The sequence below is a fragment of the Hyunsoonleella ulvae genome (genome assembly GCF_016827605.1).
GTDB lineage: Bacteria > Bacteroidota > Bacteroidia > Flavobacteriales > Flavobacteriaceae > Jejuia > Jejuia ulvae.
Genome location: NZ_JAEPJQ010000005.1, coordinates 20638 through 46243, shown reverse-complemented (window position 1 = coordinate 46243; position 25606 = coordinate 20638). Strand labels below are relative to the sequence as shown.

30 protein-coding genes and 1 tRNA gene are annotated in these 25606 nt (G+C 33.5%); 26 read left to right on the top strand and 5 right to left on the bottom strand.

What is annotated here, in order from left to right:
* Positions 1-126: 126 nt before the first annotated feature.
* The gene (locus tag JS605_RS13100) at positions 127-804 is read right to left on the bottom strand and encodes a response regulator (protein WP_203258175.1); all 678 of its coding nucleotides are present in this window, start codon (positions 802-804) and stop codon (positions 127-129) included.
* 246 nt (positions 805-1050) lie between these two features.
* Complete coding sequence (locus JS605_RS13095; protein WP_203258174.1) at positions 1051-1767, bottom strand: LytR/AlgR family response regulator transcription factor; 717 nt, start codon at positions 1765-1767, stop codon at positions 1051-1053.
* 228 nt (positions 1768-1995) lie between these two features.
* Between JS605_RS13095 and JS605_RS17700 the strand changes: the two genes are divergently transcribed.
* The 8 genes from JS605_RS17700 (at position 1996) to JS605_RS13055 (ending at position 7767) form a co-directional block, all read left to right on the top strand.
* Positions 1996-3495 (top strand): polymorphic toxin-type HINT domain-containing protein, encoded by a 1500-nt coding sequence (locus tag JS605_RS17700; protein WP_317194157.1) that lies wholly within the window; start codon positions 1996-1998, stop codon positions 3493-3495.
* Positions 3496-3506: 11 nt separating this feature from the next.
* Positions 3507-3911 carry a hypothetical protein gene (locus tag JS605_RS13085; protein ID WP_203258172.1) on the top strand — a complete coding sequence of 135 codons (405 nt, stop codon included), beginning with the start codon at positions 3507-3509 and terminating at the stop codon, positions 3909-3911.
* Positions 3912-3913: 2 nt separating this feature from the next.
* On the top strand, positions 3914-4315 hold the full coding sequence (locus JS605_RS13080; protein ID WP_203258171.1) for a hypothetical protein: 402 nt from the start codon (positions 3914-3916) through the stop codon (positions 4313-4315).
* A gap of 63 nt (positions 4316-4378) precedes the next feature.
* Positions 4379-4756: a transposase gene (locus tag JS605_RS13075; protein WP_203258170.1), complete on the top strand. Its 378-nt coding sequence runs from the start codon at positions 4379-4381 to the stop codon at positions 4754-4756.
* Between the two features lies 1 nt (position 4757).
* The gene (locus JS605_RS13070) at positions 4758-5294 is read left to right on the top strand and encodes a hypothetical protein (RefSeq protein WP_203258169.1); all 537 of its coding nucleotides are present in this window, start codon (positions 4758-4760) and stop codon (positions 5292-5294) included.
* Positions 5281-5718, top strand: a complete 438-nt coding sequence (locus JS605_RS13065) for a hypothetical protein (protein WP_203258168.1) — start codon at positions 5281-5283, stop codon at positions 5716-5718. The genes JS605_RS13070 and JS605_RS13065 overlap by 14 nt, the downstream gene beginning before the upstream one ends.
* Before the next feature lie 232 nt (positions 5719-5950).
* Positions 5951-6286: an addiction module protein gene (locus JS605_RS13060; RefSeq protein ID WP_203258167.1), complete on the top strand. Its 336-nt coding sequence runs from the start codon at positions 5951-5953 to the stop codon at positions 6284-6286.
* A gap of 440 nt (positions 6287-6726) precedes the next feature.
* Positions 6727-7767 (top strand): tyrosine-type recombinase/integrase, encoded by a 1041-nt coding sequence (locus JS605_RS13055; RefSeq protein WP_203258166.1) that lies wholly within the window; start codon positions 6727-6729, stop codon positions 7765-7767.
* 359 nt (positions 7768-8126) lie between these two features.
* Here JS605_RS13055 and JS605_RS13050 read toward each other — a convergent pair.
* Both JS605_RS13050 and JS605_RS13045 read right to left on the bottom strand, forming a co-directional pair.
* Positions 8127-8200 (bottom strand) — tRNA-Arg (locus JS605_RS13050).
* Between the two features lie 102 nt (positions 8201-8302).
* Positions 8303-9391, bottom strand: coding sequence for a M42 family metallopeptidase (locus tag JS605_RS13045; protein WP_203258165.1), 1089 nt, complete (start codon positions 9389-9391; stop codon positions 8303-8305).
* A 302-nt stretch (positions 9392-9693) separates the two neighbouring features.
* On the opposite strand from JS605_RS13045, the gene JS605_RS13040 reads away from it, so the two are divergent.
* The 3 genes from JS605_RS13040 to JS605_RS13030 are packed head-to-tail and all read left to right on the top strand — an operon-like array spanning position 9694 to position 11494.
* A complete protein-coding gene (locus JS605_RS13040; RefSeq protein WP_203258164.1) occupies positions 9694-10377 on the top strand; it encodes a DUF4294 domain-containing protein in 684 nt (227 codons plus the stop codon).
* Positions 10377-11003 (top strand): PAQR family membrane homeostasis protein TrhA, encoded by a 627-nt coding sequence (gene trhA, locus JS605_RS13035; RefSeq protein ID WP_203258163.1) that lies wholly within the window; start codon positions 10377-10379, stop codon positions 11001-11003. The genes JS605_RS13040 and trhA overlap by 1 nt, the downstream gene beginning before the upstream one ends.
* Complete coding sequence (locus tag JS605_RS13030) at positions 11000-11494, top strand: GNAT family N-acetyltransferase (RefSeq protein WP_203258162.1); 495 nt, start codon at positions 11000-11002, stop codon at positions 11492-11494. Before trhA ends, JS605_RS13030 begins: the two co-directional genes overlap by 4 nt.
* Before the next feature lie 78 nt (positions 11495-11572).
* Here JS605_RS13030 and JS605_RS13025 read toward each other — a convergent pair whose 3' ends face one another.
* The gene (locus JS605_RS13025) at positions 11573-11959 is read right to left on the bottom strand and encodes a group III truncated hemoglobin (RefSeq protein WP_203258161.1); all 387 of its coding nucleotides are present in this window, start codon (positions 11957-11959) and stop codon (positions 11573-11575) included.
* 90 nt (positions 11960-12049) lie between these two features.
* On the opposite strand from JS605_RS13025, the gene JS605_RS13020 reads away from it, so the two are divergent.
* The 15 genes from JS605_RS13020 (at position 12050) to JS605_RS12950 (ending at position 25533) form a co-directional block, all read left to right on the top strand.
* A complete protein-coding gene (locus tag JS605_RS13020; protein ID WP_203258160.1) occupies positions 12050-12817 on the top strand; it encodes a Rossmann-like and DUF2520 domain-containing protein in 768 nt (255 codons plus the stop codon).
* A complete protein-coding gene (locus JS605_RS13015) occupies positions 12798-13328 on the top strand; it encodes a KdsC family phosphatase (protein ID WP_203258159.1) in 531 nt (176 codons plus the stop codon). The genes JS605_RS13020 and JS605_RS13015 overlap by 20 nt, the downstream gene beginning before the upstream one ends.
* A gap of 25 nt (positions 13329-13353) precedes the next feature.
* Positions 13354-13938 (top strand): toxin-antitoxin system YwqK family antitoxin, encoded by a 585-nt coding sequence (locus JS605_RS13010; protein ID WP_203258158.1) that lies wholly within the window; start codon positions 13354-13356, stop codon positions 13936-13938.
* Between the two features lie 46 nt (positions 13939-13984).
* Complete coding sequence (locus JS605_RS13005; RefSeq protein WP_203258157.1) at positions 13985-14320, top strand: hypothetical protein; 336 nt, start codon at positions 13985-13987, stop codon at positions 14318-14320.
* Positions 14317-15225: a geranylgeranylglycerol-phosphate geranylgeranyltransferase gene (locus tag JS605_RS13000; RefSeq protein ID WP_203258156.1), complete on the top strand. Its 909-nt coding sequence runs from the start codon at positions 14317-14319 to the stop codon at positions 15223-15225. Before JS605_RS13005 ends, JS605_RS13000 begins: the two co-directional genes overlap by 4 nt.
* A gap of 26 nt (positions 15226-15251) precedes the next feature.
* Positions 15252-15845, top strand: coding sequence for a Maf-like protein (locus JS605_RS12995; protein WP_203258155.1), 594 nt, complete (start codon positions 15252-15254; stop codon positions 15843-15845).
* A gap of 27 nt (positions 15846-15872) precedes the next feature.
* Positions 15873-16784 carry a septum formation inhibitor Maf gene (locus JS605_RS12990; RefSeq protein WP_203258154.1) on the top strand — a complete coding sequence of 304 codons (912 nt, stop codon included), beginning with the start codon at positions 15873-15875 and terminating at the stop codon, positions 16782-16784.
* Between the two features lie 36 nt (positions 16785-16820).
* Positions 16821-17375 (top strand): mechanosensitive ion channel domain-containing protein, encoded by a 555-nt coding sequence (locus JS605_RS12985; protein WP_203258153.1) that lies wholly within the window; start codon positions 16821-16823, stop codon positions 17373-17375.
* 31 nt (positions 17376-17406) lie between these two features.
* Entirely contained in the window at positions 17407-18474 is a 1068-nt protein-coding gene (gene corA, locus JS605_RS12980) for a magnesium/cobalt transporter CorA (protein ID WP_203258152.1), read from the top strand.
* Between the two features lie 281 nt (positions 18475-18755).
* Complete coding sequence (locus JS605_RS12975) at positions 18756-19238, top strand: hypothetical protein (RefSeq protein WP_203258151.1); 483 nt, start codon at positions 18756-18758, stop codon at positions 19236-19238.
* Between the two features lie 199 nt (positions 19239-19437).
* Positions 19438-21963 carry a PIG-L family deacetylase gene (locus JS605_RS12970; RefSeq protein WP_203258150.1) on the top strand — a complete coding sequence of 842 codons (2526 nt, stop codon included), beginning with the start codon at positions 19438-19440 and terminating at the stop codon, positions 21961-21963.
* Between the two features lie 113 nt (positions 21964-22076).
* A complete protein-coding gene (locus JS605_RS12965; protein ID WP_203258384.1) occupies positions 22077-23789 on the top strand; it encodes a sodium:solute symporter in 1713 nt (570 codons plus the stop codon).
* Positions 23767-24756, top strand: coding sequence for a Gfo/Idh/MocA family protein (locus tag JS605_RS12960; RefSeq protein ID WP_203258149.1), 990 nt, complete (start codon positions 23767-23769; stop codon positions 24754-24756). Before JS605_RS12965 ends, JS605_RS12960 begins: the two co-directional genes overlap by 23 nt.
* 113 nt (positions 24757-24869) lie before the next feature.
* Positions 24870-25343 carry a hypothetical protein gene (locus tag JS605_RS12955; RefSeq protein ID WP_203258148.1) on the top strand — a complete coding sequence of 158 codons (474 nt, stop codon included), beginning with the start codon at positions 24870-24872 and terminating at the stop codon, positions 25341-25343.
* Positions 25333-25533 (top strand): helix-turn-helix transcriptional regulator, encoded by a 201-nt coding sequence (locus JS605_RS12950; protein WP_203258147.1) that lies wholly within the window; start codon positions 25333-25335, stop codon positions 25531-25533. The genes JS605_RS12955 and JS605_RS12950 overlap by 11 nt, the downstream gene beginning before the upstream one ends.
* Positions 25534-25606: the final 73 nt, after the last annotated feature.

Genomic DNA, 25606 nt, shown 5'->3' with positions numbered 1-25606 from the left:
CTTTTAAAAAAGCCTAAATGCTTCTATTAAAACTTACTATTAAACGTACAAATATTGTCATCTTACCTACTAGGGTAGCGACTTATAATAATTAAGGTATTACCTTGTTAAAGCGTTATGTTTAGTTTATATAAAACCTCGCTCTCTAGCTGAGACCAATAGGGCCCTGTCACCTTTGCCATGCACATTAAACACATCTTTTAATATGCGTTTTCTACGTTCTAAAGCAGCAATAGACAGAGGTAAGACTTGTGGTAGTTCATTCATTTTTGTGCCATTTGCCAATTCATAAAGCATTTTACGGTCTATATTATCCACAAAGAAATCGTTAGTAGATTGTTTTCTAAAAAGCTTCATTACAGTATGGCTATAAAACGGAGGTTCAATAACAATTTTTTCAATAGCCTCTAACAATACTGGAGTGGTCAAGTCTTTTTTAACCAAAAGACCGTCTGGGTCTAGATTTTTTAAAATGCTATATATTCTGTAAGCATCATCATAAGATGTTGAAACAACAACTTTAGTGTTTTTAAACTTGTTTTTAATTTTGAGACCCAAATCTTCTCCACATAATATCTTACCACATTTAGATTCCGGTATTCTCATATCTAAAAAAATAATATCAAAAGCTTCATTTTTTCCTAGTCTATCAAGCTTTAAAATAGCCTTATCACAATTTACAGCTGATTGGATATCGAAAGATAAAGACTTATCTTTAGCAGCAATTTTTAACAAAGTACGCTCATAAACATTAATAATTAAAGGTTCGTCCTCGATAATTAAAACTCTAATGGTGTTCTTCATGTTCTAGTATGTTTTATGGTTTGTCTAGATTAAAAATGATAGATATGGGGACGAAAATTCATTTTTATATATAAGTAAACGCTTTACTGTTTTAGATATTTTCTTTTGTTTAAAATTGTCAATTCTTACTTAAAAGTAAATATATTAAACTAATTAAAAATTACCAATACATTAACTTTTCGTTGAGTGAACATTATAGTTGTATGGGTAAAACACCTGTTTTTAAGAGTGAAATTACTTTTCCCGTTAAGCGGAAGCTATGGGGGATAAATAATTAATCATATACTCTACATTATTTTTATAGGTTTTGGTAAATGGCACATTGTGTTTGTGCCGTTTTAATGTACATTTAGAATTACCGTAGTTAACCCTAGACACATAATTAGAATTTATTATATAACTTTTATGTACCCTTAAAAAATTGCTTGGTAAGATAGCCTCGAATGTCTTTAGCGTTTTAAAAGAATTAATTACACTGCCATCATTCATATGAAAATCTGTAGTGTTATTGTCTGCCCTTAGAAATAAAATCTCATCAACATTTAAATATTTATAATCCTTATAAGATTTTAAGCATATGGTTCTATGTGCTTTAGTAGGGCGTTTTTTTTTATATTTAATTACTGCTTTTCGTGTATCTAAACCATTGATGGGACTCAGTAAGTAGTCGAAAAAACCAATTTTAATAGCATCATATGTTTTTTCTTTGGAAGCTGAAATGGCAATAAATTCCGTATCAGTTTTTAAATACTGCTTTAGCTCGTTTACCAGTCCAAAAGGGGCATCTTTAACCTCGTCTATATTAACAAAAATTAAATCTGGCATTTCCCGTAACACTACATCCATAGATTGCTCATAATTGTGCGAATGCCCAATACAATTAAACTCAGGGAAATCATCAAGAATTCCGGTAATTTTATTAATTATTTTAGGATCCTTTTCAATTAATAAATAGTTTGTCAAAGCTATAGTGTATTTAAAATACTAATTTATTAAGGCACTAAAAATTAGCGATAAGGTTTTGCCTTAATTATATTAGGGTATATCATTAAATTTTAGCGAACTTTTAAAAGCATCGATAAATGGTAAGGAAATTTTTATATTTTTAGATTATGATTTTCGAGTGTTTTTTGGCTCTAAAAACAGCCAAAAATTACACGATTTAGCATTTTTTAGGTTTTAAAAAAACCAATACGTTCTTATTATTACTGGCTTTATAGCTATTTTGATTACTATCCCTTTGGAATGCTGCTGCCCAATCGAAGTGGTAGTGCGGATTCTTATAGGTATGGCTTTAACGGTATGGAAAAAGATGATGAAGTTTCTGGTGAAGGAAATAGTTATACTTCTCATTTTAGACAATATGACCCTAGGTTAGGTAGATGGAAAACCGTTGACCCTAAATATAGAGACCAGCCATGGCAAAGTCCATATTCGGCTTTTGATAATAGTCCACAATGGAAAAATGACCCTAATGGAGATATTGCTCCAATTGTAATTTGGCTATTAAAAAAGTTAGGAGAGGCTGCCCTATATGTTGCTATTGATGTTGCCATTCAAGCTGCTATTGAACATTATATAGGAGGAAAAGATTGGGATGATATAGAAATAGATTGGTGGGCAGCTGCAGGCTCCAGTAGTGAAGCCATTATACCTGGTAAAAAAGCTAAAATAGCGGCCTCTGCTGGTTGGGACATGCTTACTTACTCTTTTACTACAGACGATTGGACAACAGAAGGATTTGTAATGGCTGGAGTTAAAGGAGGTATCTCTTCATTAATAGGAGATAAAGCTGGGGATTTAATTGCAAAGTATGGTATAGGAAAGCTTCTTAAGTTCTATAAGCAGATTAATTTAAATCCTTGTGGATGTTTTTCTGCTGGCACAAGGGTAATGACCGAATCAGGCTACAAAAGTATCGAGGAAATAAAAGTGGGTGATTTAGTGTACACTTTTAATGAAGAAACCAAAGAAATAGAAGTAAAACCTGTTACTAATACATTTAAATTTGAAAGAGACCATATATATAAAATCTATTTCGAAGATGTATTGATAGAAGCAACTGAGGACCATCCATTTTATGTAGATGGTAAATGGGTAAAAGTAAGTGATTTAGAGGTTGGAGATTTATTAACACTATCAAACGGAAAAACATTACCAATTACCCAAATATTATACTTGGATGAAATTCACGAAGTCTTTAATATTGAAGTAGAAGATAATCATACTTATTACATCACTGAACTCAACGTGTTAGTTCATAATAGTGGGCTATGTGATATGATAATTAGGGGTATACGAAGTGAGGCGAAAAGAGTAATGGGTAAATCTAAAATTATGTCTCTTATAAAGAAATTAGATGGTGATGCCAAGTTTGGATATCGTGGGTCATTAGCTAGAGGTAAAAAACATATTGATAAAGGAGGGGGTAATTTTATGCCAGATGACTTTGATATCGATGCTTTTGTTGTAAGTGATAAATTAGCTAAAATGATAGAAGAAAATGGTGGAAATGTTAAATGGAGAGATTTAGCGGAAATTCCTGGTTTGGAAGGACAAATTGATAAGTTGAAAAAGGAGCTTGCAAATAAATTTGAGGGAATGAGAGATGAGTTTTCAATTAGAGTTTATACTAAAGAACAATTTAAGAAAATGGATTTGACCAAAGACCCTGTAGAGATTATAGAATAAATTTAAAAATTATGATAGACGTAATTGACCGTGTTAATATATCTGGAAATCTATGTATTCTTTCCACACTTCCTTTAGATGAGCTTGCTAGTATAGTTTCTGAAAAAATATTTAATAATCTTCAATTTGGAGGAAAAGAATTAAAAATCAGAGACGAATTTGAAGCGGTTTTTATTCCAGATTTTTTAGGATTTAGAATTGTTTTAATGGATAATGGAGGAAAAAAATATGGTTCTGAAAATCAAGAATTATTCTGGTTGCAATTTAAACAGAAAATTGTTTTTGAAGACAGCTTTGAAGGAGTTAGAATCAATAGCTTCTTATTTGAACTATTTAAAAAGAAGTTAAATGGTTTTTCAGAAATAGAAATAATAAAATCCCCAATTGATAAAAACAAGTATCCAAATTTAGAATAATAATGAAAAAAATACTTTTTACTATTTTACTTCTTTTTAGTTTGAATAATTATGCTCAAAAAGAATCGTCTATTTTAGCAAAAAAAATAGGTGTAGCGGAACAAAGTAAGCTAATTACAGAAAAAATATTTGAAATTTATAAAGAATTAAGCCCTAATGTTCCTCAGAAAGTATGGAGCGAGATTAAAACACAAATTAATACACTAAAATTTAGTAATGAAGTAGAAGCTCTGATTATTAAATATTATTCCCAGCAAGAATTAGCCACATTAAATGAAAAGGAAATCTCAGTGGCTAATTTAAAGCCACAGTTTTTAAATGATTTAAAGAAAGTAGCAGAAAAATTTGGAAAGTATGTTGGTGTGACGGTGAAGACAAGTTTGGCAAATAGAGGATATAATTAATCCCCCGCTAGCGCTCGACTGTGTCGGGTGCCGATAATGAGTAGCGGTAAACAATAGCACTCGTTGCAAACGAGCGCTAGAAATAGAATAAATAGCCATGGTGTTAAATCATGGCTTACTTCCATAAACCCAGCACAAGTTTCGTATTTTGTGGCTATGAGCAGAAAGTATAAATTTTACAACAGGCAAGGTCTGTATTTTGTTTCGTTTACCACCGTAAATTGGATTGACGTATTTACAAGACTAGTCTATTTTGATGTTTTGGCGGATAGCGTAGGCTATTGCAGAGCAGAAAAAGGAATGGAATTGTACAGCTATTGCTTTATGCCAAGCCATGTCCATTTTATATTCAGGTCAAGTAACCAAGAGCCGATGGAACTGTTACGGGATTTTAAAAAATGTACAGCCAAAAAAGGAAGAGATTTAGGAAATATTGATTAATATGGAGATAAGCTTATTTTCGCAACAAATACAAAATGAAAAAATATATTCACACTTTATTGAGTATGATACTAAAGAGTGTTTCATTAATGAAGGTGATAAAAGATTCTTTTATAAGTTTGTACTAGACAACTTTTTTAAGTTAAATGATAAAATATTTTTAGTAATTTCTGGAGGTCATAGACTTAATAATTTAGTATCACTTAATATTATAAATAAATTTGAGTATAAAGGTTCGTTATTAATTGAATCTGAGTTTAATGAAGAGTTTGTTTTAATGATAAACGAGATTATTTTTAATGATAATGATGTATTATTTTTGAAAACACAGAGTACTGTTCAATTCAAAGATTTATGTGATGTTTTTAAAAGAAAAAGTCTAAAAAAGGGTGGTTTTTTATCAAAATATCGTGTCTGGAAAGAATACTCAGGCAAAATATTGAATTTTGTTAGTCATTTCGATTATTTTATTTATTATTCTGAAAAAGAAGATAAAACACTTGTGGAATTAATCAAAAAAATAAATGAAATCAATTAAAGTTTTCATATTCGTACTATTCAGCTTTTTATTAAACTCTTATACCTTAATAAACAATAGACAACATATTGGAAAATGGATGGGAAAAGACAACCATGATATAGGTTATTTAATATTGGACAAAGAAGGTTATGCTAGTTTTGAAATTAATGGTAAAGTTTTAGGGGGTAAAGAGTCTTATAGAAAACAAGAAAAAGTTAAGATGGAATATCAAGTAGATTATAGCAAAAATCCAATTGAGATTGATTTAATAATTTCTACAATTAAGACCAATAAAGAGCAAGAGAGGATTAAAGGAATAATAGAGTTCATAAGTACAGAAAAGATGATTTTGGCATTGCAATTTAATTCTACAGGTGAGAGACCCGAAAATTTTACAAAAAACAACTCCATTACATTGCATAAAGAGATTGTTTTGAATTAGAAAATTCTAAAGGATGCCGCTAGCATTTGCTAGTGGCGGTAAAGATTGGGACAAGAATAAGAAATAAAGAATAGCTTTTACGGCAACGTAAAGGCTTTTTTAGTTTTAAAGTCAATATATGGATAAAGAAATTGGAATGACGTGAAGCACAGTATTTAGATGGTTACAAGTATGTAATCAGTATGCTGCCATATCATTTTAAAAGTATTGATGATTTACAGAAAAAGCTGGAATGTCATCATCCGATGGAAAGCATGGTGTTTTAGGTATGATTTGTGAAGCAATAAATAATGAGAATTTAATAATTCGTATATTAGTAATTATGGCAGAAATAGAATTAAGAAATAGTTTGATAAAGCGTTTTAACAGGATTATTAAAGATGATTCAAAGTTAATGACTTTGGATGGTATCTTTGATTCTATTAATGCAGTAGAATCATCATCAGTAGTTCCAGAAGAACATTATAAAATCGTTGAAGAACGCAGAAGAAAACATCAAGTGGGAGAAACAAAAGGTAAAAGTTGGGATGATGTAAAAAGCGGGATTAAAAAGAAGTATGGGTTCTAAATTGTTATTGAGCCAGAAGCTGAAATTGAAATTTATGATGCGATTGACTGGTATGAATCTAAGCAATTAGGTTTAGGACAAGAATTTTATAATTATCTGGAAGGTTATTTTGAAACTTTAAGGAATGGAAATGCAGATTTTTCCATAAAGCGAAAACCAGTATTTAGGGAACTACCTTTGAAACGATTTCCATTTGTGATTATTTATTAGAAAATAAAAGATACAATTTTTGTTTATTCTGTCTTTAACACACATCAACATCCTCTCAAAAAGATCAAATAATATACCTCTAAAAATATGCCCAGCTACCGCTAAGCTGAGCTTAGTGTAAGTAAGAGTAAGAAAAGAAATCTCTCATAAACAACTTTACCTACAATCTATACCCATTGATTTTTTTCATGTAGATTTATACGCTATAAACCATCATAAGGTTATAGCACATGAAAAAAACCACACTCCTACTCCCATTATTTAAACAGTTTATTCGTGATAGCGAAACAGGAAAACGCCTGAAGAAAAACGGAGAAAGAATAACAAAAGGTTCTATAAATAATTATAAATACACGTTTAATAACCTACAGAAATTCAGTATTGATACAGGTTATGAATTGCGTATCTGCGATGCATCTAAATTAAACAAACGCGAATTACGATCAGAGAAAAACTATTGGAAAAAGTTTTATAAAAGCTTTACCGATTACATGTATAAAAATGGATGTTTTGATAATTATGTAGGTGCCAATATAAAGCTAATACGCACCTTTTTTAACTATTTAAAGTACGATAGGGACTTCCCTACTGGCGACTTTCAACATCTATTTTATGTAAGAAAAGAAGATGTAGATATTTTAGTATTATCGCCAGAGCAACTAAAATTTTTAATACATGATACCGAGTTTGAAAATAGTTTAACCCCAGCCATAAGGCGTATTAAAGACATTTTTGTGTTTGGATGTACTACGGGCTTACGCTTTTCTGATATTTTTAATTTAACCAATAAAAACTTTGAACAGCAAAATAACGATTGGTACTTAAAAATAAAATCTCAAAAAACAAAAACCTATAGTTTTATTAAACTTCCAGAATATGCCATAGAGATTTACAAAACATATAAATCTAAATCCTCAAAAATACCTGTTTTTAAACCCATTAGCTTATTTGTTTTTAATAGAAATCTAAAATTAATTGGAGAGAAAGCTGGTTTTACAACCCCGATAGCAATGACACGTGAGCGTCAAGGCAAAACTAAAATGCTACATAAAAACGTAAAGCAAATACGCTTTTGTGATAAAATGAGTTCGCACATGATGAGACGTACTGCAATAACCACACTACTAATATTAGGCATGCCAGAACATTTGGTTAGAAAAATTAGTGGACATAGCTATGCCAGTAACTCCTTTAACAGATATGTACATTATGCACAAGCGTATATTGATAAAGAAATTGATAAAGTACATAGTAAATTGGAGGCATATTAAATCCCTTCTAAAGTGGTAATTGATGTATGTTTGTCACAGCAATAAATAGTCACAGTTTATATGCAGAATGAGCGTTGAGATTTGTTTAAAAACATCAATTGCAATAACACGATTATATGTTCAGTCGTTTTTAACCAATGAAGATCACAAACAGGATTCACTTCGTGCATTCTGGAAAGCTATCTATAAAGAAAAACAAGAATAGCAACAAAACTATCAGGCTATTAGTCCGTTTTAAACTAATGAAAATCACGAACAGGATTCACTTCGTGCATCCTGAAAAGCTCCGCTTTGAAAATAGTCCAAATAAAAAAACGCTCAAGTATACTTGGCGTTTTTTTATTTGGACTATTTATTCGTGATCGCGACAGGATTCGAACCTGTGACCGTCTGCTTAGAAGGCAGATGCTCTATCCAGCTGAGCTACGCGACCATTGACATTTTAAATAATAATTTATTTAAAAGCGGTGCAAATATAAAATAGCTGTAACTATTAAACAAGATAAATGTTTTTTAATTTAACTTAATTTTTCAGCTAATCAAAATAGCTAAAACTTTCGCCTTCTTTTATGTTTAGAAGCGACTCGTAAATTAATTTAATCACGTTTTCCACATCGGCTTTATGCACCATTTCTACTGTGGTATGCATGTAACGTAATGGTAATGAAATTAATGCAGATGCTACCCCTCCATTACTATATGCGAAAGCATCCGTATCTGTTCCTGTAGCTCTAGATAATGCCGAACGTTGAAAAGGTATTTTCTTTTCTTCAGCAGTATCAATAATTAAATCTCTAAGTTTTTGCTGTACTGCTGGCGCATAAGCTACAACTGGCCCCTTCCCTATTTCTAGATGTCCTTCTTTTTTCTTTTCTATCATCGGGGTTGTAGTATCATGCGTTACATCGGTAACAATGGCTACGTTGGGTTTAATTGTTTCAGTAATCATCTGTGCACCACGTAAGCCTATTTCTTCCTGTACCGCATTGGTAATGTATAAACCAAAAGGTAACTTCTTTTTATTTTCTTTTAATAAACGTGCCACTTCTGCTATCATAAAACCGCCCATACGGTTATCTATAGCGCGACATACAAACTTATCGTCATTTAATATATGAAATTCGTCTGGGTAAGTTATAACACACCCCACATGTACGCCTAATTTTTCAACTTCTTCTTTGTTTGCACAACCGCAATCAATAAAAATATTATCAGGTTTTGGCGGCTCCTCTTTAGCTCTATTTCTAGTATGTATCGCCGGCCACCCAAAAACACCTTTTACAATACCTTCTTTGGTATGGATATTTACAACCTTACTCGGTGCTATTTGGTGGTCACTTCCACCATTTCTAATAACGTAGATAAGTCCGTCATCCGAAATATAATTAACATACCAAGAAATTTCATCAGCATGTCCCTCTATAACAACCTTATATTTAGCTTTTGGATTAATAACCCCAACTGCCGTACCGTAGGTATCTGTAATAAACTCATCTACGTAAGGTTTCAGGTAATCCATCCATAGTTTTTGCCCATCCCACTCATATCCCGTAGGTGCTGCATTATTTAAATATGCCTCTAAAAATTCTAATGATTTTTTGTTTAAAATCGACTTTTTTGCCATGTGTTAAATTTTGCACTAAAATAAAATATTAATATGATTTTAAAGTTTTTGAAGTAAGTTTTTATACTATATATGTATTATAAATTATAGACGTAGTTCGCATTAGGGATTGCAGTGGCAGCTTTTGGAGAGGCGCGCATCGAGCCAAAACTATTAACGTAAAGCCCGACCCGAGCAACAAGATGTTATGAAACTTACAGTATATTCATCGAGGGTAATGCCCAAAAAATAATATTGATTTTAAAGCGAAACAACTTGTAAATTCTTAATTTTGGTACTGATTTTGCTCCAAAGGTTTTAGCATGAATTATTTAAAATACATACTGCTGTTGTTGCCTGTTTTGGCGTTTTCTCAAGTGAATGAAGTAGAACAGGATTCTACCGACGTAACTTATATTATCGTTGAGGGCGATTCTATACCTAAAACGGCGATTGATTTAGACGAAGTAATGCTGCTTCACAAATTAAAATTTGACAGTAAAAAAGATAGAATTCGCTATTTAATTTTAAGACGTAAAACGATTAAAGTATATCCCTACGCTAAAATGGCTGCGGAGCGTTTGGACTCTCTAACAACTCATCTTGCTAAACTCACTAAAAAGCGCGAAAAGAAGCGCTACACAAAAAAAGTACAAAAATATATTGAAGGCGAGTTTTCTGATGAGTTAAAGAAATTAACCCGTACGGAAGGCCAAATTTTGGTAAAACTGATACACCGACAAACGGGACGTACAGCCTTTGATTTAGTTAAAGAACTGCGTAATGGTTGGCGTGCGTTTTGGTATAACACCACCGCCAATGTGTTTGATATAAAACTTAAGAAGGAGTTTGACCCTTGGAATGATAAAGAAGATTATTTAATAGAGGATATTTTACAACGTAACTTTCAAAGTGGTAGGTTAGAACGTCAAAAATCTAAATTAGAGATTGACTTTTACAAGCTGACTGATAAATGGGTGTACAACGCACCTAAAACCGAACAGTAATGCGTATTCAATCTGCTGTTGAAGAAAAGTTAAATACCATATCGCATGCAATTGGTGCTGCATTTGGCGTTGTTGCCTTGGTACTTCTTATAGTTTTTGATACCCGAAAAACCGATTACAGCTTAACAAGTGTTGTTATTTATGGGTTTTCTATCATTATACTATTTACAGCATCTACATTTTACCATGCTGCAAAAAATGAGTGCAAAAAACGTTTTCTAAGAGTTATAGACCACATTAGCATATACCTTTTAATTGCTGGTACGTACTCGCCGGTATTACTTATTATGTTAGAGCAAAGCTCTGGATGGACTCTATTTTATATTGTTTGGGGCATTGCCACTTTTGGGGTTGTTTTAAAAACATTTTTTACAGGTAAATTTGAGATCTTCTCTACCTTACTCTATTTAGTTATGGGGTGGCTTATTGTGTTTGATTTTTCTACCTTATCACAAATTATGCACAGTAATGGTATTTTACTTTTGTTTGCCGGGGGTTTAGCTTATACTGTTGGTATCATTTTTTATGCGGTAGAAAAAATACCATTTAATCATGTAATTTGGCACTTGTTTGTCCTTGCTGGTGCCGTATGTCATTTCTTTATGATATTTTTATATGTGATATGATAACGTTCACTAAAGCCACAAACAACCAACATTTTGCAACTATTGAAACTCTTGCAAATACTATTTGGCAGCAACACTACACCCCTATTATAGGAGAAGCCCAAGTGATATATATGTTGAACAAATTTCAATCTGCACATAGTATAAAACAGCAAACCATAGATGGGTTTCAATATTTTATTTTAAAAAAAGATAATATTGAAGTTGGTTATATCTCAATAAAAAAAGACCGTAAAACACTTTTTTTAAGCAAGATTTACGTCTTGAAAACCTTTAGAGGTAAAGGCATTGGAAAAAGCGCAATGCAATTTTTAGAGGCTAAAGCCAAGGTGTTTGATTGTGACTCTGTGACTTTAACTGTGAATAAAAACAATGTAAACACCATACAGGCATACGAAAGTATGGGGTTTAAAATCCTAGAAGCCATTTGTATAGATATAGGTAATGGTTTTATGATGGATGATTATAGGATGATGAAAATTATTGACTAAATATGGTCTGTAATGAAGCTTAAGCATCCGTAAAGAAAAATTCCTGATAAAAAAGCTTCACTAGGTTTCGAATAACCACTATGGCCTAGCCTCAAAAATCTTTAAATGTATAAATGTTGCCATTTTCCTAGCACGCCGTTTTGCGTTTTCAGCATAATCACCCTCAAATAGCTCGTTAATGGTTTCAAACCACAGGTTGAGCCATATACCAAAATGCAGTTCTGAAATAGAATGGTTAAACGTTTGGTCTACCGCAATATGGGCCATTAAGGGATCTCCCATATAACGCGTTTTCAAAAACAAACTAGACTCCCAAAAGGTAGTAAGATGGTCTAAATGTGCATCCCAATCACTTATAGTTTCATTAAAAAAAGGGGCAAGTATTTCATTACGTCTAACTTTTAGATAGAATGTTTCTACCAACAAAAATACATCTTCCCTTGTTTTTATGTCTCGTCTTTCCATGTTTCAAAAATAAAACTTTAAGCAATTCTAGAACCATAAAAATTATCAATTCGTAATTCGTAATTCATAATTCGTTAGTATTTTAGCATCATGATTTCTGTAACCATCATTGGTGCTGGCAACGTAGGCACACATTTATTTAAAGCTTTTAATGACAATAGTCAAATTTCTGTAAAACAATGGTTTAACAGAAGTTTAGGTGTGATATCAAAATACAAGAGCAAAGTTAATATCACAAACGATTTGAAAACTTTGGAAGAGGCCGATGTTTACATTATTTCAGTTAGTGATGAAGCTGTTGCTCCTATTTCCTCGGCTTTACCATTTAAAAATAAATTAGTAGTCCATACAGCAGGAAGTATCAATATACATGATTTGGATAAGAAACACAGACGCGGTGTGTTTTATCCTTTACAATCGTTCACTAAAACTGCAGATTTAGATTTTTCTGAAATCCCCATCTGTATAGAAACTTTAGATAAGAAAGACTACCATACACTAAAAACCCTAGCCCTTAGCCTTGGCTGCCCAGTAAAAAAAGTAAATACAGACCAACGCAAGGTATTGCATTTAGCTGCGGTATTTGTAAATAATTTTACAAACCAAATGTACCGTATCGCTCATGAAATTACAGAGTCTGAAGCAACAGAGTTCGATCTTTTAAAACCTCTTATCTTAGAAACTGCTAAAAAGGTACAAGATTTGTCGCCTTATATGGCGCAAACAGGTCCAGCAAAGCGTAATGACCAAAAAACCATTAAGAATCACCTCAAGCTTTTAAAAAGCGAAACACATAAAGACATTTATAAATTAATAACCAAATCAATCCAGAATACACATGGCGGAAAAGAGTTATAAAGAATATTTGCATCAAATTACCACGTTTATTTTTGATGTTGATGGTGTGTTAACCGACGGTACAGTACACATTACATCATCAGGGGAAATGCTTCGTACCATGAGTATAAAAGACGGTTATGCCCTTAAAACCGCTGTAGACAAAGGTTTTAATGTTTGTATCATTACCGGAGGTAGTAACGGTGGTGTAAAAAAACGTTTGGCAGGTTTAGGTATTACAGATATCTATATGGGTGCGCACAACAAAATTGAACAGTTAAACGATTACTACAACCGTAAGAATGTGAATGCTGAAAATGTGCTATATATGGGAGATGATATTCCAGATTACCCTGTTATGAAAGCTATAGGCCTACCCTGCTGTCCGCAAGATGCAGTACCAGAGATAAAGGCAATTTCTAAATACATATCACATAAAAACGGTGGTAAGGGTGCAGTACGAGATGTTATTGAGCAAGTATTAAAAGTACAGGATAAGTGGGACGGTAATTTTAATGCAAAGTATGATTAGTTTAAATTACAACCAATTTTCAATAATGAAAAAGCAAATTTTACATATAATATTTTTAGTAATTATAACTTCTTGCTCTTCATCAAAAAAAGCAGTTGAAACATCTAACAGCTCTCAAAATCAACTTAATGGAATAACAAAAGAGTTTTATGAAGATGGAGGGTTAAAAATAGAATGGAAATATGAAAATAATATACTAAATGGAATTTCAAAGGAATACCACAAAGATGGCACATATTCTGACTGGAATTATAAAAATGGAAAGCTAGTTGAAGGGAAATCTTATTTTAAAAACGGAAAGCTTCTTCAAGAATACACTTTTAAAGATGGAAAAAAAGAAGGGGCAGCAATTAGATATTATGAAACTGGAGAGAAAAATACAATATGGATATTCAAAGACGATATTCTAGTTTCAGGTGTAGCTTATTACATAACTGGAGAAAAGAAAATAGATTTTAAATATGAAAATGGAATTCCTGAAGGAATATCAACTGAATATTACAAAAATGGTAAAAAGAAGATTGAATGGAATTACAAGAATGGCAAGTTGAATGGAGAGTCAATTGAATATTTCGAAAATGGAAACATAAAAAAGATTTGGAATTATTAAAAACTAGCCACGCTATTTTTGAATTTAGTTCTTGAAATTTGAATACATGAGACGTAAAAGTAGACGTATTAGCATAGGATTTGGTTATATAGGCTTTGGGAACAAGCAAAGTAATTTTAATCAGAAAAACGACAATCCGTTTACAACAGCAAAAGAGAGACTACATGAAGCGTCTCATTATCATTTTAAACTCGACTTTAAACACGAAAAACTCTCTAAAACGGACAAGGCGCTTATTAAAAATAAAATTAGAAAAGCAGAAAAACGCAAAGTTGTCATCTCCGCTATTATTACCCTTATCGTAATCATCATCTTATTTTTCCTTGTGCGTACTTATTTATTTACTGCTATCGACAATAGAAATACACCCATTATATATTGAAAGTTTTAAATCTCATTCGCTGGAAAAATTTAGTAATGATTGTATTGGTACAGTTACTACTAAAGTATGCACTTCTAGCACCATTTGGCGTCTCGGTAGCTTTAGATGGCTTGGGTATTACATTACTCATTCTAGCTACAATAGCCATAGCAGCTGCAGGTAACATCATCAATGATATTTATGATGTAGTAACTGATAACATCAATAAACCCAACAAGGTTATCGTTGGGAAAACCATTTCAGAGAAAACCGCCTATACCATATTTATAACTTGTAATTGCATAGGCATAGCTGTAGGTTTCTACATTTCACACAGTGTAGGCAAAAGTGCCTTTTTTACCATCTTTGTACTTATTTCTGCTTTACTGTATATGTATGCATCTTACTTAAAAAGCATAGTTCTGGTAGGCAATATTTTAATTTCAATATTAGTAGCCACAAGTATTCTTATCGTTGGGTTATTCGAACTTATCCCAACAATAACCGAGTTTAACAGAGATATACAAATAACCTTTTTTAAGCTTATTATGGACTACGCCGTATTTGCTTTCATGATAAATCTACTAAGGGAAATGGTAAAAGATATTGAAGATATAGATGGCGATTACCAAACAGGAATTTACACCCTACCCATTGCGATTGGCAGGGAACGCACCAGGAACATAGTGATTGTTCTAAACAGTATTTCACTGGCAATACTTATATTTTATGCAGTTTCAGGGTTTTATAAGCAACCACTCATGCTCATCTATTTTTTAGGTGCAGTAATAGGTCCTTTAATGTATGTTGGTATAAAATTATTCAGCGCAAAAACCAAACAACACTTTCATCATGTATCTACCCTATACAAATGGATTATGTTATTTGGTATGCTGTCGCTATTGGGCTATGCATTTATTTTGTAATTTCACAACTAACAACTAACTGTCAAATGCTCAGGGAAAAATTAAAAGATTACAACATCATTCTAGCCTCACAATCTCCAAGGAGGCAAGAGTTTTTTAAAGCACTTGATGTAGATTTTGAAATACGATTAAAATCTGTAAAAGAAGAATACCCACCACGTCTAACACACTTTGAAATCAGTAATTATCTAGCACAATTAAAGGCATTACCATTTAAAGATGAGCTGCAATCCCATGATATATTAATTACTAGTGACACTATAGTTTGGCACAACAACATAGCTTTGGGTAAACCAAAAGATGCCACCGAAGCATTTACCATATTAAAATCCTTGAGCAATGCGACCCACGAGGTAATTACCTCGGTTTGTTTTACTACAGCAAACTATGAAAAAACACTACATAGCACAACAAAAGTAAGCTTTAAAGCATTAAGCGACCAAGAGATAAACTATTATATAAAACAACACAAACCCTTTGATAAAGCAGGCGCTTATGGTATACAAGATTGGATAGGGCAAATAGGCGTCACAAACATTCAAGGTTCGTATTTTAATGTTATGGGCTTACCTATACATCTTGTTTACAAAACGTTAAATGCTATTGCAGACCTTAAGTAAGTTTGTAATTTTATAAAAAATAATGCTATGAAACAGATATTAAAACCAATAGTAGTGCTTGCATTGCTATTAGTATTTACTGCATGTAACAACCAAAAAGCAAATAAAGACTTACTAGCCGTTAACACCCACACGGCGCAAAAAAAACCAGCCCAGCCCTTATCCCAAGAATTTAAAGGCTACTGGTATGCGGGTAAAGCAGAAATTTCATCCTATAAACTAGAACAAGCCCGCTATGGTGAAATACGAGAAGGTAAAGCCGTTTTAATATATGTAACCGAAGATTTTCTTCCAGAGGTACAGGTAAAAGCCGATTACCAGAGCAGTAACAACATTCCCGTATTAAAACTAAATGCCACTAAAAACTTCAATACGGGTATTTACCCATACTCTATTATGCAGAGCACCTTTTATCCTGTGGCGAATAACCAGCATGCACTAAAAGTATCAAGCTCTATGCAGGAATGGTGTGGCCATATATATGCCCAGTTAAACAACAAGGAACAGTTTAACATCATGTCGCATTCCTATTTTCAAGGAGAAGCCGATGAGCAATTCAAACTAGATAAAACCATTTTAGAAAATGAGTTATGGACCCAATTACGTATCAATCCAAAATCGTTACCAACAGGAAACATTTCGGTAATACCATCGTTTGAGTTTACCAGAATGAAACATGTAAAAATAAAACCTTACCAAGCAATGGCCAAAACTACCGAAAATAGTTACACACTAACCTACAAAGACTTAAACAGAACCTTGGTAATTAATTACAACCCTAAATTTCCATACGATATCTTAAGTTGGGAAGAAACTTTTAAAAGCGGTTCTAAAACCATGAAAACCAAGGCCACAAAACTTAAAACCATAACCTCTCCCTATTGGCAACAAAACAATAACGCAAGCGAAGTTTTGCGAGACACTTTACAACTAAACTAATTTGGGTGTATCTTTGTATCATAATCCACCAGAATTATGATTGCTAACTTTATTGAAACCTACCAAACAGAGCTTATTCGCACAGCGTTTGTAATAGGAATACTCTTTATTATTGGTTTAATTACAAACATCTTAATAAAAAAAATAGGCGGTAAAAGCGGTATTAATGACGCAAGGATAAGACTTATGCGCAGATATGTAACAGTGAGCCTCTTTTTAATAGGTATCCTAATGGAATGCTTTGTTCTAGGAGCCGAATTCGAGGATATCGCCGTTATATTTTCCTCTGTATTTGCCATTATTGGTATTGCCCTTTTTGCCATTTGGTCCATATTAAGCAATGTAACGTCTGGTATCATCATGTTTTTTAATTTTCCATATAAAGTAGGCGATAAAATAGAAATTCACGACAAGGATTTCCCTGTAAAAGCCATCATTGAGGATATACGTGCCTTTCAGTTGCACTTAAGGCTAGACAATGGCGATTTGGTAACCTACCCCAATAATCTCATGCTTCAAAAAGCAGTTACCCTAGTGGAAAAAGATGCTATAGATCATGAAAACAGTGATGATGGTGCAGATATCGTTTAAATAACCCTATCTTTAACAAGACGCATCACTTATGCCACGACAAAGAATATACCGTTCCAAGAAAAAGCTAGGGCAAGTCCCGGGTAGTGTTATTTACACAGGAGAAAAAGTAAAAAGTCAGCTTTTTCTGGAAGCTTTCGATTTTACCAAAGACAATTGCTCCGAAACCCAGCTGCAAAGCGTAGAGCATGTATTCAACTTTAAAGACACGCCTACCGTATCTTGGATAAACATAAACGGACTAAACCATGTTAAACAAATAGAACAACTAGGGCAACACTACAATATACATCCGCTGGTTTTAGAGGATATTGTTAACATTGCACAACGCCCAAAAATTGACGAGTTTGACGATTACCTTTTTCTAGTACTTAAAATGTTGTATTACGATAATGATAAAAACATCGTCTCAGAGCAAGTAAGTTTTATTTTGGGAAAAAATTATGTGCTATCTTTTCAGGAATCCGAGGGTGATGTGTTCGATACCGTAAGAGACCGAATTAGGCACGCCAAAGGACGTGTAAGAAGCATGTCTGCCGATTATTTACTATACACCCTCATAGACGCCATTGTGGACCATTACTTTAGTGTTATAGAGATTTTAGGTGATAAGGTAGAAGATTTTGAAACTGCTATTTTCTCTAATGAAGTAGAAGAAGATACCAGTAAAAATATCCAAGATTTAAAACGTGAAATATTACGGGTACGCCGTGCCATATTTCCCTTGCGTGAAGTGCTTAACCGCATTGAAAAAAACGACAACAACCTTATACACCCAAAAACACTTACCTATTATCGCGATATTTACGATCACCTCGTACAAGTTTCAGAAAACATAGATATATACAGGGAAATGATATGGAGTTTAATGGATATGTACATGACTTCCATCAGTAATAAAATGAACGAAGTGATGAAAGTGTTAACCATAATGGCTTCCATATTTATACCACTCACGTTCATCGCTGGAGTATATGGTATGAATTTCCAGCATATGCCAGAGTTGCACTACAAATACGGTTACTATATTGTCTGGGGAGTTATGGTTGTAATTTTTGCTGCCTTACTCTATTATTTTAAACGTAAAAAGTGGTTGTAAATTAGAATCCTGCCAACTTGACATTTTTAAAACACATAACATTTACTCCAACCCATCTGGCATATTTTTTGAAAATTCCTTCATGTTTTAAACATATAATTTGAACTCATCTTGACTTTTTTGATTTAAGCGAAAAATAGATGTTTTGTGACCCCTATGAAACAGTTTTTTCTTTGCATAGCAGAGCTACGGAACTAAAAAATGTGAAATATGGATGCAAAAGAACATTTTTATAGCAAATTATAAAAAGTAAAGATGAGTTCTTTAAAAAATAAGTAAAGATGAAAACCTTAAAACTCTTATTGTTGTTTTGTCTGTTATTTTTTAATTGTTCAGGGCAAGACAACTCAAAACAAAAAACAAAAGAAAGCACCGTTACACCCGATGAAAACATTACCGTTAACAAAGAGTATGATGAATTTGGAAACCTAAAACGCTACGATTCTATTTACTCCTACAGCTATTCATCAAACGGAAAACTAAGCGATAGCCTAAAATTACAATTCCAGCAGCATTTCAATAATCATTCGCTTTTTAACAACTCTTTTTTCGATGATTTTTTTGGAAAAGATTCTATCTCAGGTGGTGGTTCTTATCCAGACAATTTCTTTCAAAAAGGGTTTATAGACCATAACCAAAGCATCCAACACATGATGAAACGTATGGATTCCATTCAGCAACTCTTCTTTAACGACAAGCACCAAATGCTAATTCCGCCAGAGCCAGAAGAAAAGGCAAAACCTAAAAATATGAGACAAATTTAAAATAGCAGTATTATCCAAAAGTGATGCACGAAGGACGAAGTAAAATCCCATACAACTAGAAAACATCATAGTGCAAATGAACCAGATGGCTTTACTTCATTCACAATGACATCAAATTTAGATACCGTTAAAGAAACATTAAAACCAGCACACCTGCTGGTTTCTTTAGTTATATTTGGCAGTCCGCTAAAAGAAAGTTATGCAAAAAAGAGTACTCACGGTCCTAATAGCCACTTTTACACTGTCGTTCATTACAGCCCAAAAACCAAAAACACCCTCATCTTCTGAAATTTATGAATCTATCCAAAAACTAAACGTTTTGGGTTCTATTTTATATGTGGCAGCACACCCAGATGATGAAAACACACGTCTTATCGCATACATGGCAAATCATGTAAAAGCGCGAACCGCTTATTTATCCTTAACCAGAGGCGATGGGGGACAAAACCTGATAGGTCCAGAAATACGAGAACTTTTAGGGGTAATTCGCACCCAAGAGTTATTAGCGGCACGCCGTGTAGACGGTGGAGAACAACGTTTTACTAGAGCTAACGATTTTGGGTACTCCAAACATCCAGACGAGACTTTAGACATTTGGGACAAAGATAAAGTGCTAAGTGATGTGGTTTTAGCCATTAGAAAATTTAAGCCAGATATCATTATCAACAGATTTGACCATAGAAGAGCAGGAAAAACCCATGGGCACCATACCACTTCAGCTATGCTAAGCATAGAAGCTTTTGATTTGGCTAACAGCCCAACTGCATATCCAGAACAATTACAGCAAACATCATTATGGCAACCAAAACGCCTGTTTTACAATACTAGTTGGTGGCGCTACGGCAGTAGAGAAGCTTTTAATAAAATTGATAAAGGCAATATGCTTAAACTAGATATTGGGGTGTATTACCCGCTTAAAGGTATGTCTAATAACGAGTTGGCATCCATAGCAAGCAGTCAGCATTTATGTCAGGGTTTCGGGCGCATATCCACACGCGGTACCCAAAACGAATATATTGAGTTTTTAAAGGGAGAACCTATTGATGACACCAATAATGTATTTGCTGGAATAGATACCTCATGGAATCGTGTAAAAGGCGGAAACGCTATTGGAGCTATTTTAAATGACGTTGAAGCCAATTTTAATTTCACAAACCCAGCAGAACATATTTCAGACCTTTTGAAAGCCTATAAACTACTTCAAAACATTGACAATAAACATTGGAAGCAGTTAAAAACTAAAGAATTAAAACACATCATCCAGATGTGTGCAGGATTATACCTTGAAGCCTCTGCTGATACCAATTGGGCTTCAGCTGGAGATAAGGTAAATATGGCTTTAGAAGTTTTAAACAGAAGTACTGTACCTATATCGTTAATAAGCATAGGCAACTTGGGTAGTACAAATGTGTCTAAAAACATTGTACTAGATAATAATACAAAATTTATATTTAAAGAAGTGCTGAAAATAGAAGAGGATGCCACTCCCACAACGCCCTATTGGTTGGATAAAAAAGGCACTTTAGGCATGTATCAAGTGGAGGATAAAACTTTAATTGGACATCCCGAAACACCACGGCGCTATAACGTTGCTTTTAACCTCCTCATAGAAAATACTCCAATAACGTTCACTAAACCCGTAATTCAAAGATTTTCAAAACCAGAAAAAGGCGAATTATACCGTCCGTTTGAAATCATTCCAGAAGCTTCAGCAAAAATCAAAGAAAAAGTATTCATTTTCGAAAATGGTAACCAGCAAGATATTACAGTGGTTGTAAAGGCTGGCAGAGACAATTTAGAGGGCGATGTTGAAGTATGCCATCCAAATGATTGGCAAGTTTATCCCAAAAAACAAAAAGTGAGTATTGCGCATAAAGGCGAAACCCAAACTTTGGTATTTACAGTAATTCCTCCAAATAAACAAAGCGAAGGGTTTATTGGACCGATTGTACATATTGGCGATAAAGACTATACTAGAGAACTCATCGCGATAGATTACGATCATATTCCATTCCAAACCGTGTTGCTGCCCAGTGAAAGCAAAGTAGTACGCTTAGACATTAAAAAACGTGGCGAAAATATTGGCTATATCCAAGGTGCAGGAGATGTAGTACCAGAAAGCTTGCGCCAAATTGGGTATAACGTACGTGTGATTACTACAGATGAAATTACTCCTGAAACCTTAAGTAGGTTTGATGCTGTGGTTGTTGGTATTAGGGCACATAATACTTTGGATGATTTACAATTTAAGCAACAACAGTTATTTGATTTTGTGTCAAACGGAGGTAATGTTATTGTACAGTACAGTACATCCTATCGTTTAAAAACACAAGATTTAGCACCTTATGATTTAAATTTATCAAGAGATCGTGTAACCGATGAAAATGCTGAAGTACGCTTTTTACAGGCAGACCATAAGGTGCTTAATTTCCCCAACAATATAACCCAAAAAGATTTTGAGGGGTGGACACAAGAACGTGGGTTGTATTTTGCTGATAGTTGGGGTAAAGAGTTCACGCCTATCCTATCTATGAACGATAAAGATGAGCCGGCAAAAGAAGGTAGTTTACTTATAGCAAAACATGGTAAGGGTTATTATATCTATACAGGCTTAAGTTTTTTTAGGGAATTTCCTGCTGGCGTTTCTGGTGCCTACCGATTATTCGCAAATATGCTATCTTTAGGTAAAGACGAGATTAAAAATTCACTAAAACTAGAAGATTAAACATGAAAGAAGACGCCCCAAACCAAAAATGGAATACACTTTACACCGTGGTTTTAGTAGCTAACCTGTTGTATTTTTTAATGTTCTACCTTATCACAAAAGCCTTTTAAATGATGCACATGCTAAATTGGGTAGATTGGATTGTACTTTCCATCACACTTATTGCCATAGTTACCTACGGTACATGGCAAACACGGGGCAGTAAAAATGTAAAGGACTATTTAAGAGGAGGCAACACCTCTAAATGGTGGACCATTGGCCTATCCGTAATGGCAACACAGGCCAGTGCCATAACGTTTTTATCAACTCCGGGACAAGCGTTTAACGACGGCATGGGCTTTGTTCAATTTTACTTTGGGCTCCCCATTGCCATGATTGTGATTTGCATGGTATTTATTCCGCTGTACCATCGCCTAAAAGTATACACAGCCTATGAGTTTTTAGAAAATAGATTCGATTTAAAAACAAGGACGCTAGCAGCAATTCTGTTTTTAATACAACGCGGTTTAGCTGCTGGAATAACCATCTTTGCACCCGCTATTATTTTATCCGTAGTGTTAGGTTGGGATTTACTAACGCTAAACATAGCTATTGGAGTCTTGGTAATTATTTATACTGTCTCTGGTGGCACAAGAGCTGTAAACGTTACGCAAAAGCATCAAATGGTAATTATTTTTGCTGGAATGTTAGTGGCATTCTTTTTAATTGTGGACAAATTACCAGAGGATATCACATTTCAAAAAGCTCTAGAAATTGCTGGGGCTAGTGGTAAAATGGAGGTTTTAGATTTTTCTTTTAATCTGGATAACCGTTACACGGTATGGTCTGGACTAATTGGCGGTACGTTTTTAGCCCTCTCCTATTTTGGTACAGATCAAAGCCAAGTACAACGTTATCTATCTGGAAAATCTGTTAAAGAAATGCAATTGGGATTAGTCTTTAATGGTCTTTTAAAAATACCCATGCAATTTTTTATTCTTCTAGTTGGTGTGATGGTATTTGTCTTTTATCAGTTTAATGAAGCACCTGTGAATTTTAATCCAACTGCAACCGAAGTCGTTTTAAATTCTGAATATGCCGAGGATTATAAAAAACTTCAGAATGAACAACAACAGATTTTTAGGGATAAGCAAAAAATTATAAAAGCCTATGTGAACTCTGAAAATACAGAAGCTGCAAAATATATTTCAGCAGCTAATGCCGCAAATGAAGAGCTACGCAAAGAAGCTAGAGTCCTAATTGATAAAGCAGGAGAAAGCAAGGAACTAAAAGTAGAAAGTAATGATAAAGATTATGTGTTTATTCACTTTATTTTGAACAACCTACCTCGTGGTTTAATAGGATTACTGTTAGCCGTAATTTTAAGTGCGGCTATGTCTAGTACCGCAAGCGAATTGAATGCCTTAGGCTCCACTACCACAATAGATTTGTACAAAAGAAACGTTTCTGAAAAAACCGAAGAACAGATGGTAAAGGCTTCTAGGTGGTTTACACTGTTATGGGGTGTTATTGCCATTGCTGTAGCTTGTGTTGCAAAGCTTGCTGAAAATTTAATCCAGTTAGTAAATATCATAGGGTCTATTTTCTACGGTAATGTTTTGGGAATTTTCCTGTTAGCGTTCTTTTTCAAATTTGTTAAAGGTAATGCCGTATTTATCGGGGCACTAATAACACAGCATATCGTGATTGCATTATTTCTATTAAATGAGTACGAATATATAAACCTACCTTTTTTATGGTTAAATTTTGTTGGCTGTATTATTGTTATTTTTATAGCTTGTACACTACAAGGATTTACAAAAAATGAACCATCAACCACTACCTAAAACCATAAACTGGGGCATTATAGGCCTTGGCAATATTGCCCATAAGTTTGCGACTGATCTACTGATTATTGAAAACGCTAAACTTTATGCTGTTGCCTCCAGAAACCAAAATAAAGCAGATGCCTTCGCCACTAAATACAATGCAGTAAAAGCCTATGATAGTTATGGAGCCTTAGCTAAAGACCCAAATGTAGATGCGGTGTATATCGCCACACCACACGCACTTCACAAAGAGAATACCCTACTTTGCTTAGAACACGGTATTGCTGTATTATGCGAAAAGCCATTTGCTATGAATGCCAAAGAAGTCTCAGAAATGGTAGTTAAGGCTAAAGCAAAAAATGTGCTGCTTATGGAAGCACTATGGACGTATTTTTTACCACATTATCAATATGTACTAAAGGCTTTAAACGAAAAAAAATATGGGGAGATTTTAAAAATAGAAGCCGATTTTGGATTCAATCGTGCTTTTGATAATTCTCATAGACTGTTTAATAAATCCCTAGGCGGTGGTAGCTTATTAGATATTGGCATCTATCCTATTTTTGTAGCCTTATCTACTCTTGGTATTCCCAAGCACATTGATGCTAAAGCCTCTTTTTTTCACAATGGTGCAGATGCTTCATGTAATATGGTATTTAAGTATGACGATAATGTAAAAGCCTTTTTAAAAAGCACCTTAACTGAAGATACGCCTACAGAAGCTATATTTTATTGTGAAACAGGTACTATTAAGATAAATAGCATGTTTCATATGCCAACAACTGTAACGCTTGTGCCTAACGAAGGTGTTAATGAAACTTTAGATTTTGGTTACAACACCATTGGTTATAATTATGAGGCTATCCATTTTAATCAACTTCTACTTGATGGTAAAACTGAAAGCGATGTGATGACTTTTAAATTTAGTAAACAGTTGATTAATACTTTAGACCACGTTCGTTCTCGTATCAATTTACAATACTAAACAGTAATAAAAGACTAGTTTTTAAGACTTAATGTAATTTTTATTTGTCTAAATGTAAAGTTTGTTTTACTTTTGATAGATCAATTATTTTGTCAATCTTAAAACGAACAATTATGAAAACAAATTATTTATTACCAAGTAAGTGTAAGATACTTGGCTGGTTTCTATTTATAGCTGGAATAATATCAGGATTTAAAATTGTTTTTTCGGATTATGAACATGAGCCGATAAGGGCAAAAGTTTTATCAATTTTTAATGACTACGCTCTTGGAATCAAGCAAATGGAATACTTTGCAATTATTGAAACTGGTATATCTAGTGAATTAACGTCTATAGCTATCATAATTGGTGGTCTTATCATTGTATTTTCTAAAGAAAAAATTGAAGATGAATTCATTTATAAATTAAGAAAAGATTCTTTAGTTTGGGCTATTGTTTTTAATTACTTTATACTGATGTTGACCATTATATTTGTATACGATATCACTTTTTTTCACGTTTTGGTTTACAACATGTTTACTCCATTACTATTCTTTATCATTCGCTTTAATTTCTTAAAACTTAGATCTAGAAGCGATGAAGAATAGCATAAAGGTACAACGCGCCATACACGATATGACCCAAGCTGATTTAGCAAAAAAAATTGGTGTAAGCAGGCAAACTATTAACGCCATGGAAAAGAATAAATATGTGCCATCTACAGTACTTTCCCTAAAAATCGCTAAGCTCTTTAATCAGCCCGTAGAGAAATTATTTTTTTTAGATGATAATGATTAATGTTAATTACTTCTATATCTCTTCTAAAACTTCAATCAATTTAAACTAAAAAGAACAACAAATGAAAATATAT

Coding starts and splice junctions, on each gene's coding strand:
- JS605_RS13065 (WP_203258168.1), top strand. CDS start 5,281: ATGAAATCAATTAAAGTTTTCATATTCGTACTATTCAGCTTTTTATTA.
- JS605_RS12975 (WP_203258151.1), top strand. CDS start 18,756: ATGAAAACCTTAAAACTCTTATTGTTGTTTTGTCTGTTATTTTTTAAT.
- JS605_RS13040 (WP_203258164.1), top strand. CDS start 9,694: ATGAATTATTTAAAATACATACTGCTGTTGTTGCCTGTTTTGGCGTTT.
- JS605_RS12950 (WP_203258147.1), top strand. CDS start 25,333: ATGAAGAATAGCATAAAGGTACAACGCGCCATACACGATATGACCCAA.
- JS605_RS13070 (WP_203258169.1), top strand. CDS start 4,758: ATGGAGATAAGCTTATTTTCGCAACAAATACAAAATGAAAAAATATAT.
- corA (WP_203258152.1), top strand. CDS start 17,407: ATGCCACGACAAAGAATATACCGTTCCAAGAAAAAGCTAGGGCAAGTC.
- JS605_RS13045 (WP_203258165.1), bottom strand. CDS start 9,391: ATGGCAAAAAAGTCGATTTTAAACAAAAAATCATTAGAATTTTTAGAG.
- JS605_RS13055 (WP_203258166.1), top strand. CDS start 6,727: ATGAAAAAAACCACACTCCTACTCCCATTATTTAAACAGTTTATTCGT.
- JS605_RS12955 (WP_203258148.1), top strand. CDS start 24,870: ATGAAAACAAATTATTTATTACCAAGTAAGTGTAAGATACTTGGCTGG.
- JS605_RS12960 (WP_203258149.1), top strand. CDS start 23,767: ATGAACCATCAACCACTACCTAAAACCATAAACTGGGGCATTATAGGC.
- JS605_RS12995 (WP_203258155.1), top strand. CDS start 15,252: ATGCTCAGGGAAAAATTAAAAGATTACAACATCATTCTAGCCTCACAA.
- JS605_RS13080 (WP_203258171.1), top strand. CDS start 3,914: ATGAAAAAAATACTTTTTACTATTTTACTTCTTTTTAGTTTGAATAAT.
- JS605_RS13060 (WP_203258167.1), top strand. CDS start 5,951: ATGTCATCATCCGATGGAAAGCATGGTGTTTTAGGTATGATTTGTGAA.
- trhA (WP_203258163.1), top strand. CDS start 10,377: ATGCGTATTCAATCTGCTGTTGAAGAAAAGTTAAATACCATATCGCAT.
- JS605_RS13010 (WP_203258158.1), top strand. CDS start 13,354: ATGAAAAAGCAAATTTTACATATAATATTTTTAGTAATTATAACTTCT.
- JS605_RS13085 (WP_203258172.1), top strand. CDS start 3,507: ATGATAGACGTAATTGACCGTGTTAATATATCTGGAAATCTATGTATT.
- JS605_RS13030 (WP_203258162.1), top strand. CDS start 11,000: ATGATAACGTTCACTAAAGCCACAAACAACCAACATTTTGCAACTATT.
- JS605_RS12985 (WP_203258153.1), top strand. CDS start 16,821: ATGATTGCTAACTTTATTGAAACCTACCAAACAGAGCTTATTCGCACA.
- JS605_RS13015 (WP_203258159.1), top strand. CDS start 12,798: ATGGCGGAAAAGAGTTATAAAGAATATTTGCATCAAATTACCACGTTT.
- JS605_RS13025 (WP_203258161.1), bottom strand. CDS start 11,959: ATGGAAAGACGAGACATAAAAACAAGGGAAGATGTATTTTTGTTGGTA.
- JS605_RS12965 (WP_203258384.1), top strand. CDS start 22,077: ATGCACATGCTAAATTGGGTAGATTGGATTGTACTTTCCATCACACTT.
- JS605_RS13005 (WP_203258157.1), top strand. CDS start 13,985: ATGAGACGTAAAAGTAGACGTATTAGCATAGGATTTGGTTATATAGGC.
- JS605_RS12990 (WP_203258154.1), top strand. CDS start 15,873: ATGAAACAGATATTAAAACCAATAGTAGTGCTTGCATTGCTATTAGTA.
- JS605_RS13100 (WP_203258175.1), bottom strand. CDS start 804: ATGAAGAACACCATTAGAGTTTTAATTATCGAGGACGAACCTTTAATT.
- JS605_RS12970 (WP_203258150.1), top strand. CDS start 19,438: ATGCAAAAAAGAGTACTCACGGTCCTAATAGCCACTTTTACACTGTCG.
- JS605_RS13020 (WP_203258160.1), top strand. CDS start 12,050: ATGATTTCTGTAACCATCATTGGTGCTGGCAACGTAGGCACACATTTA.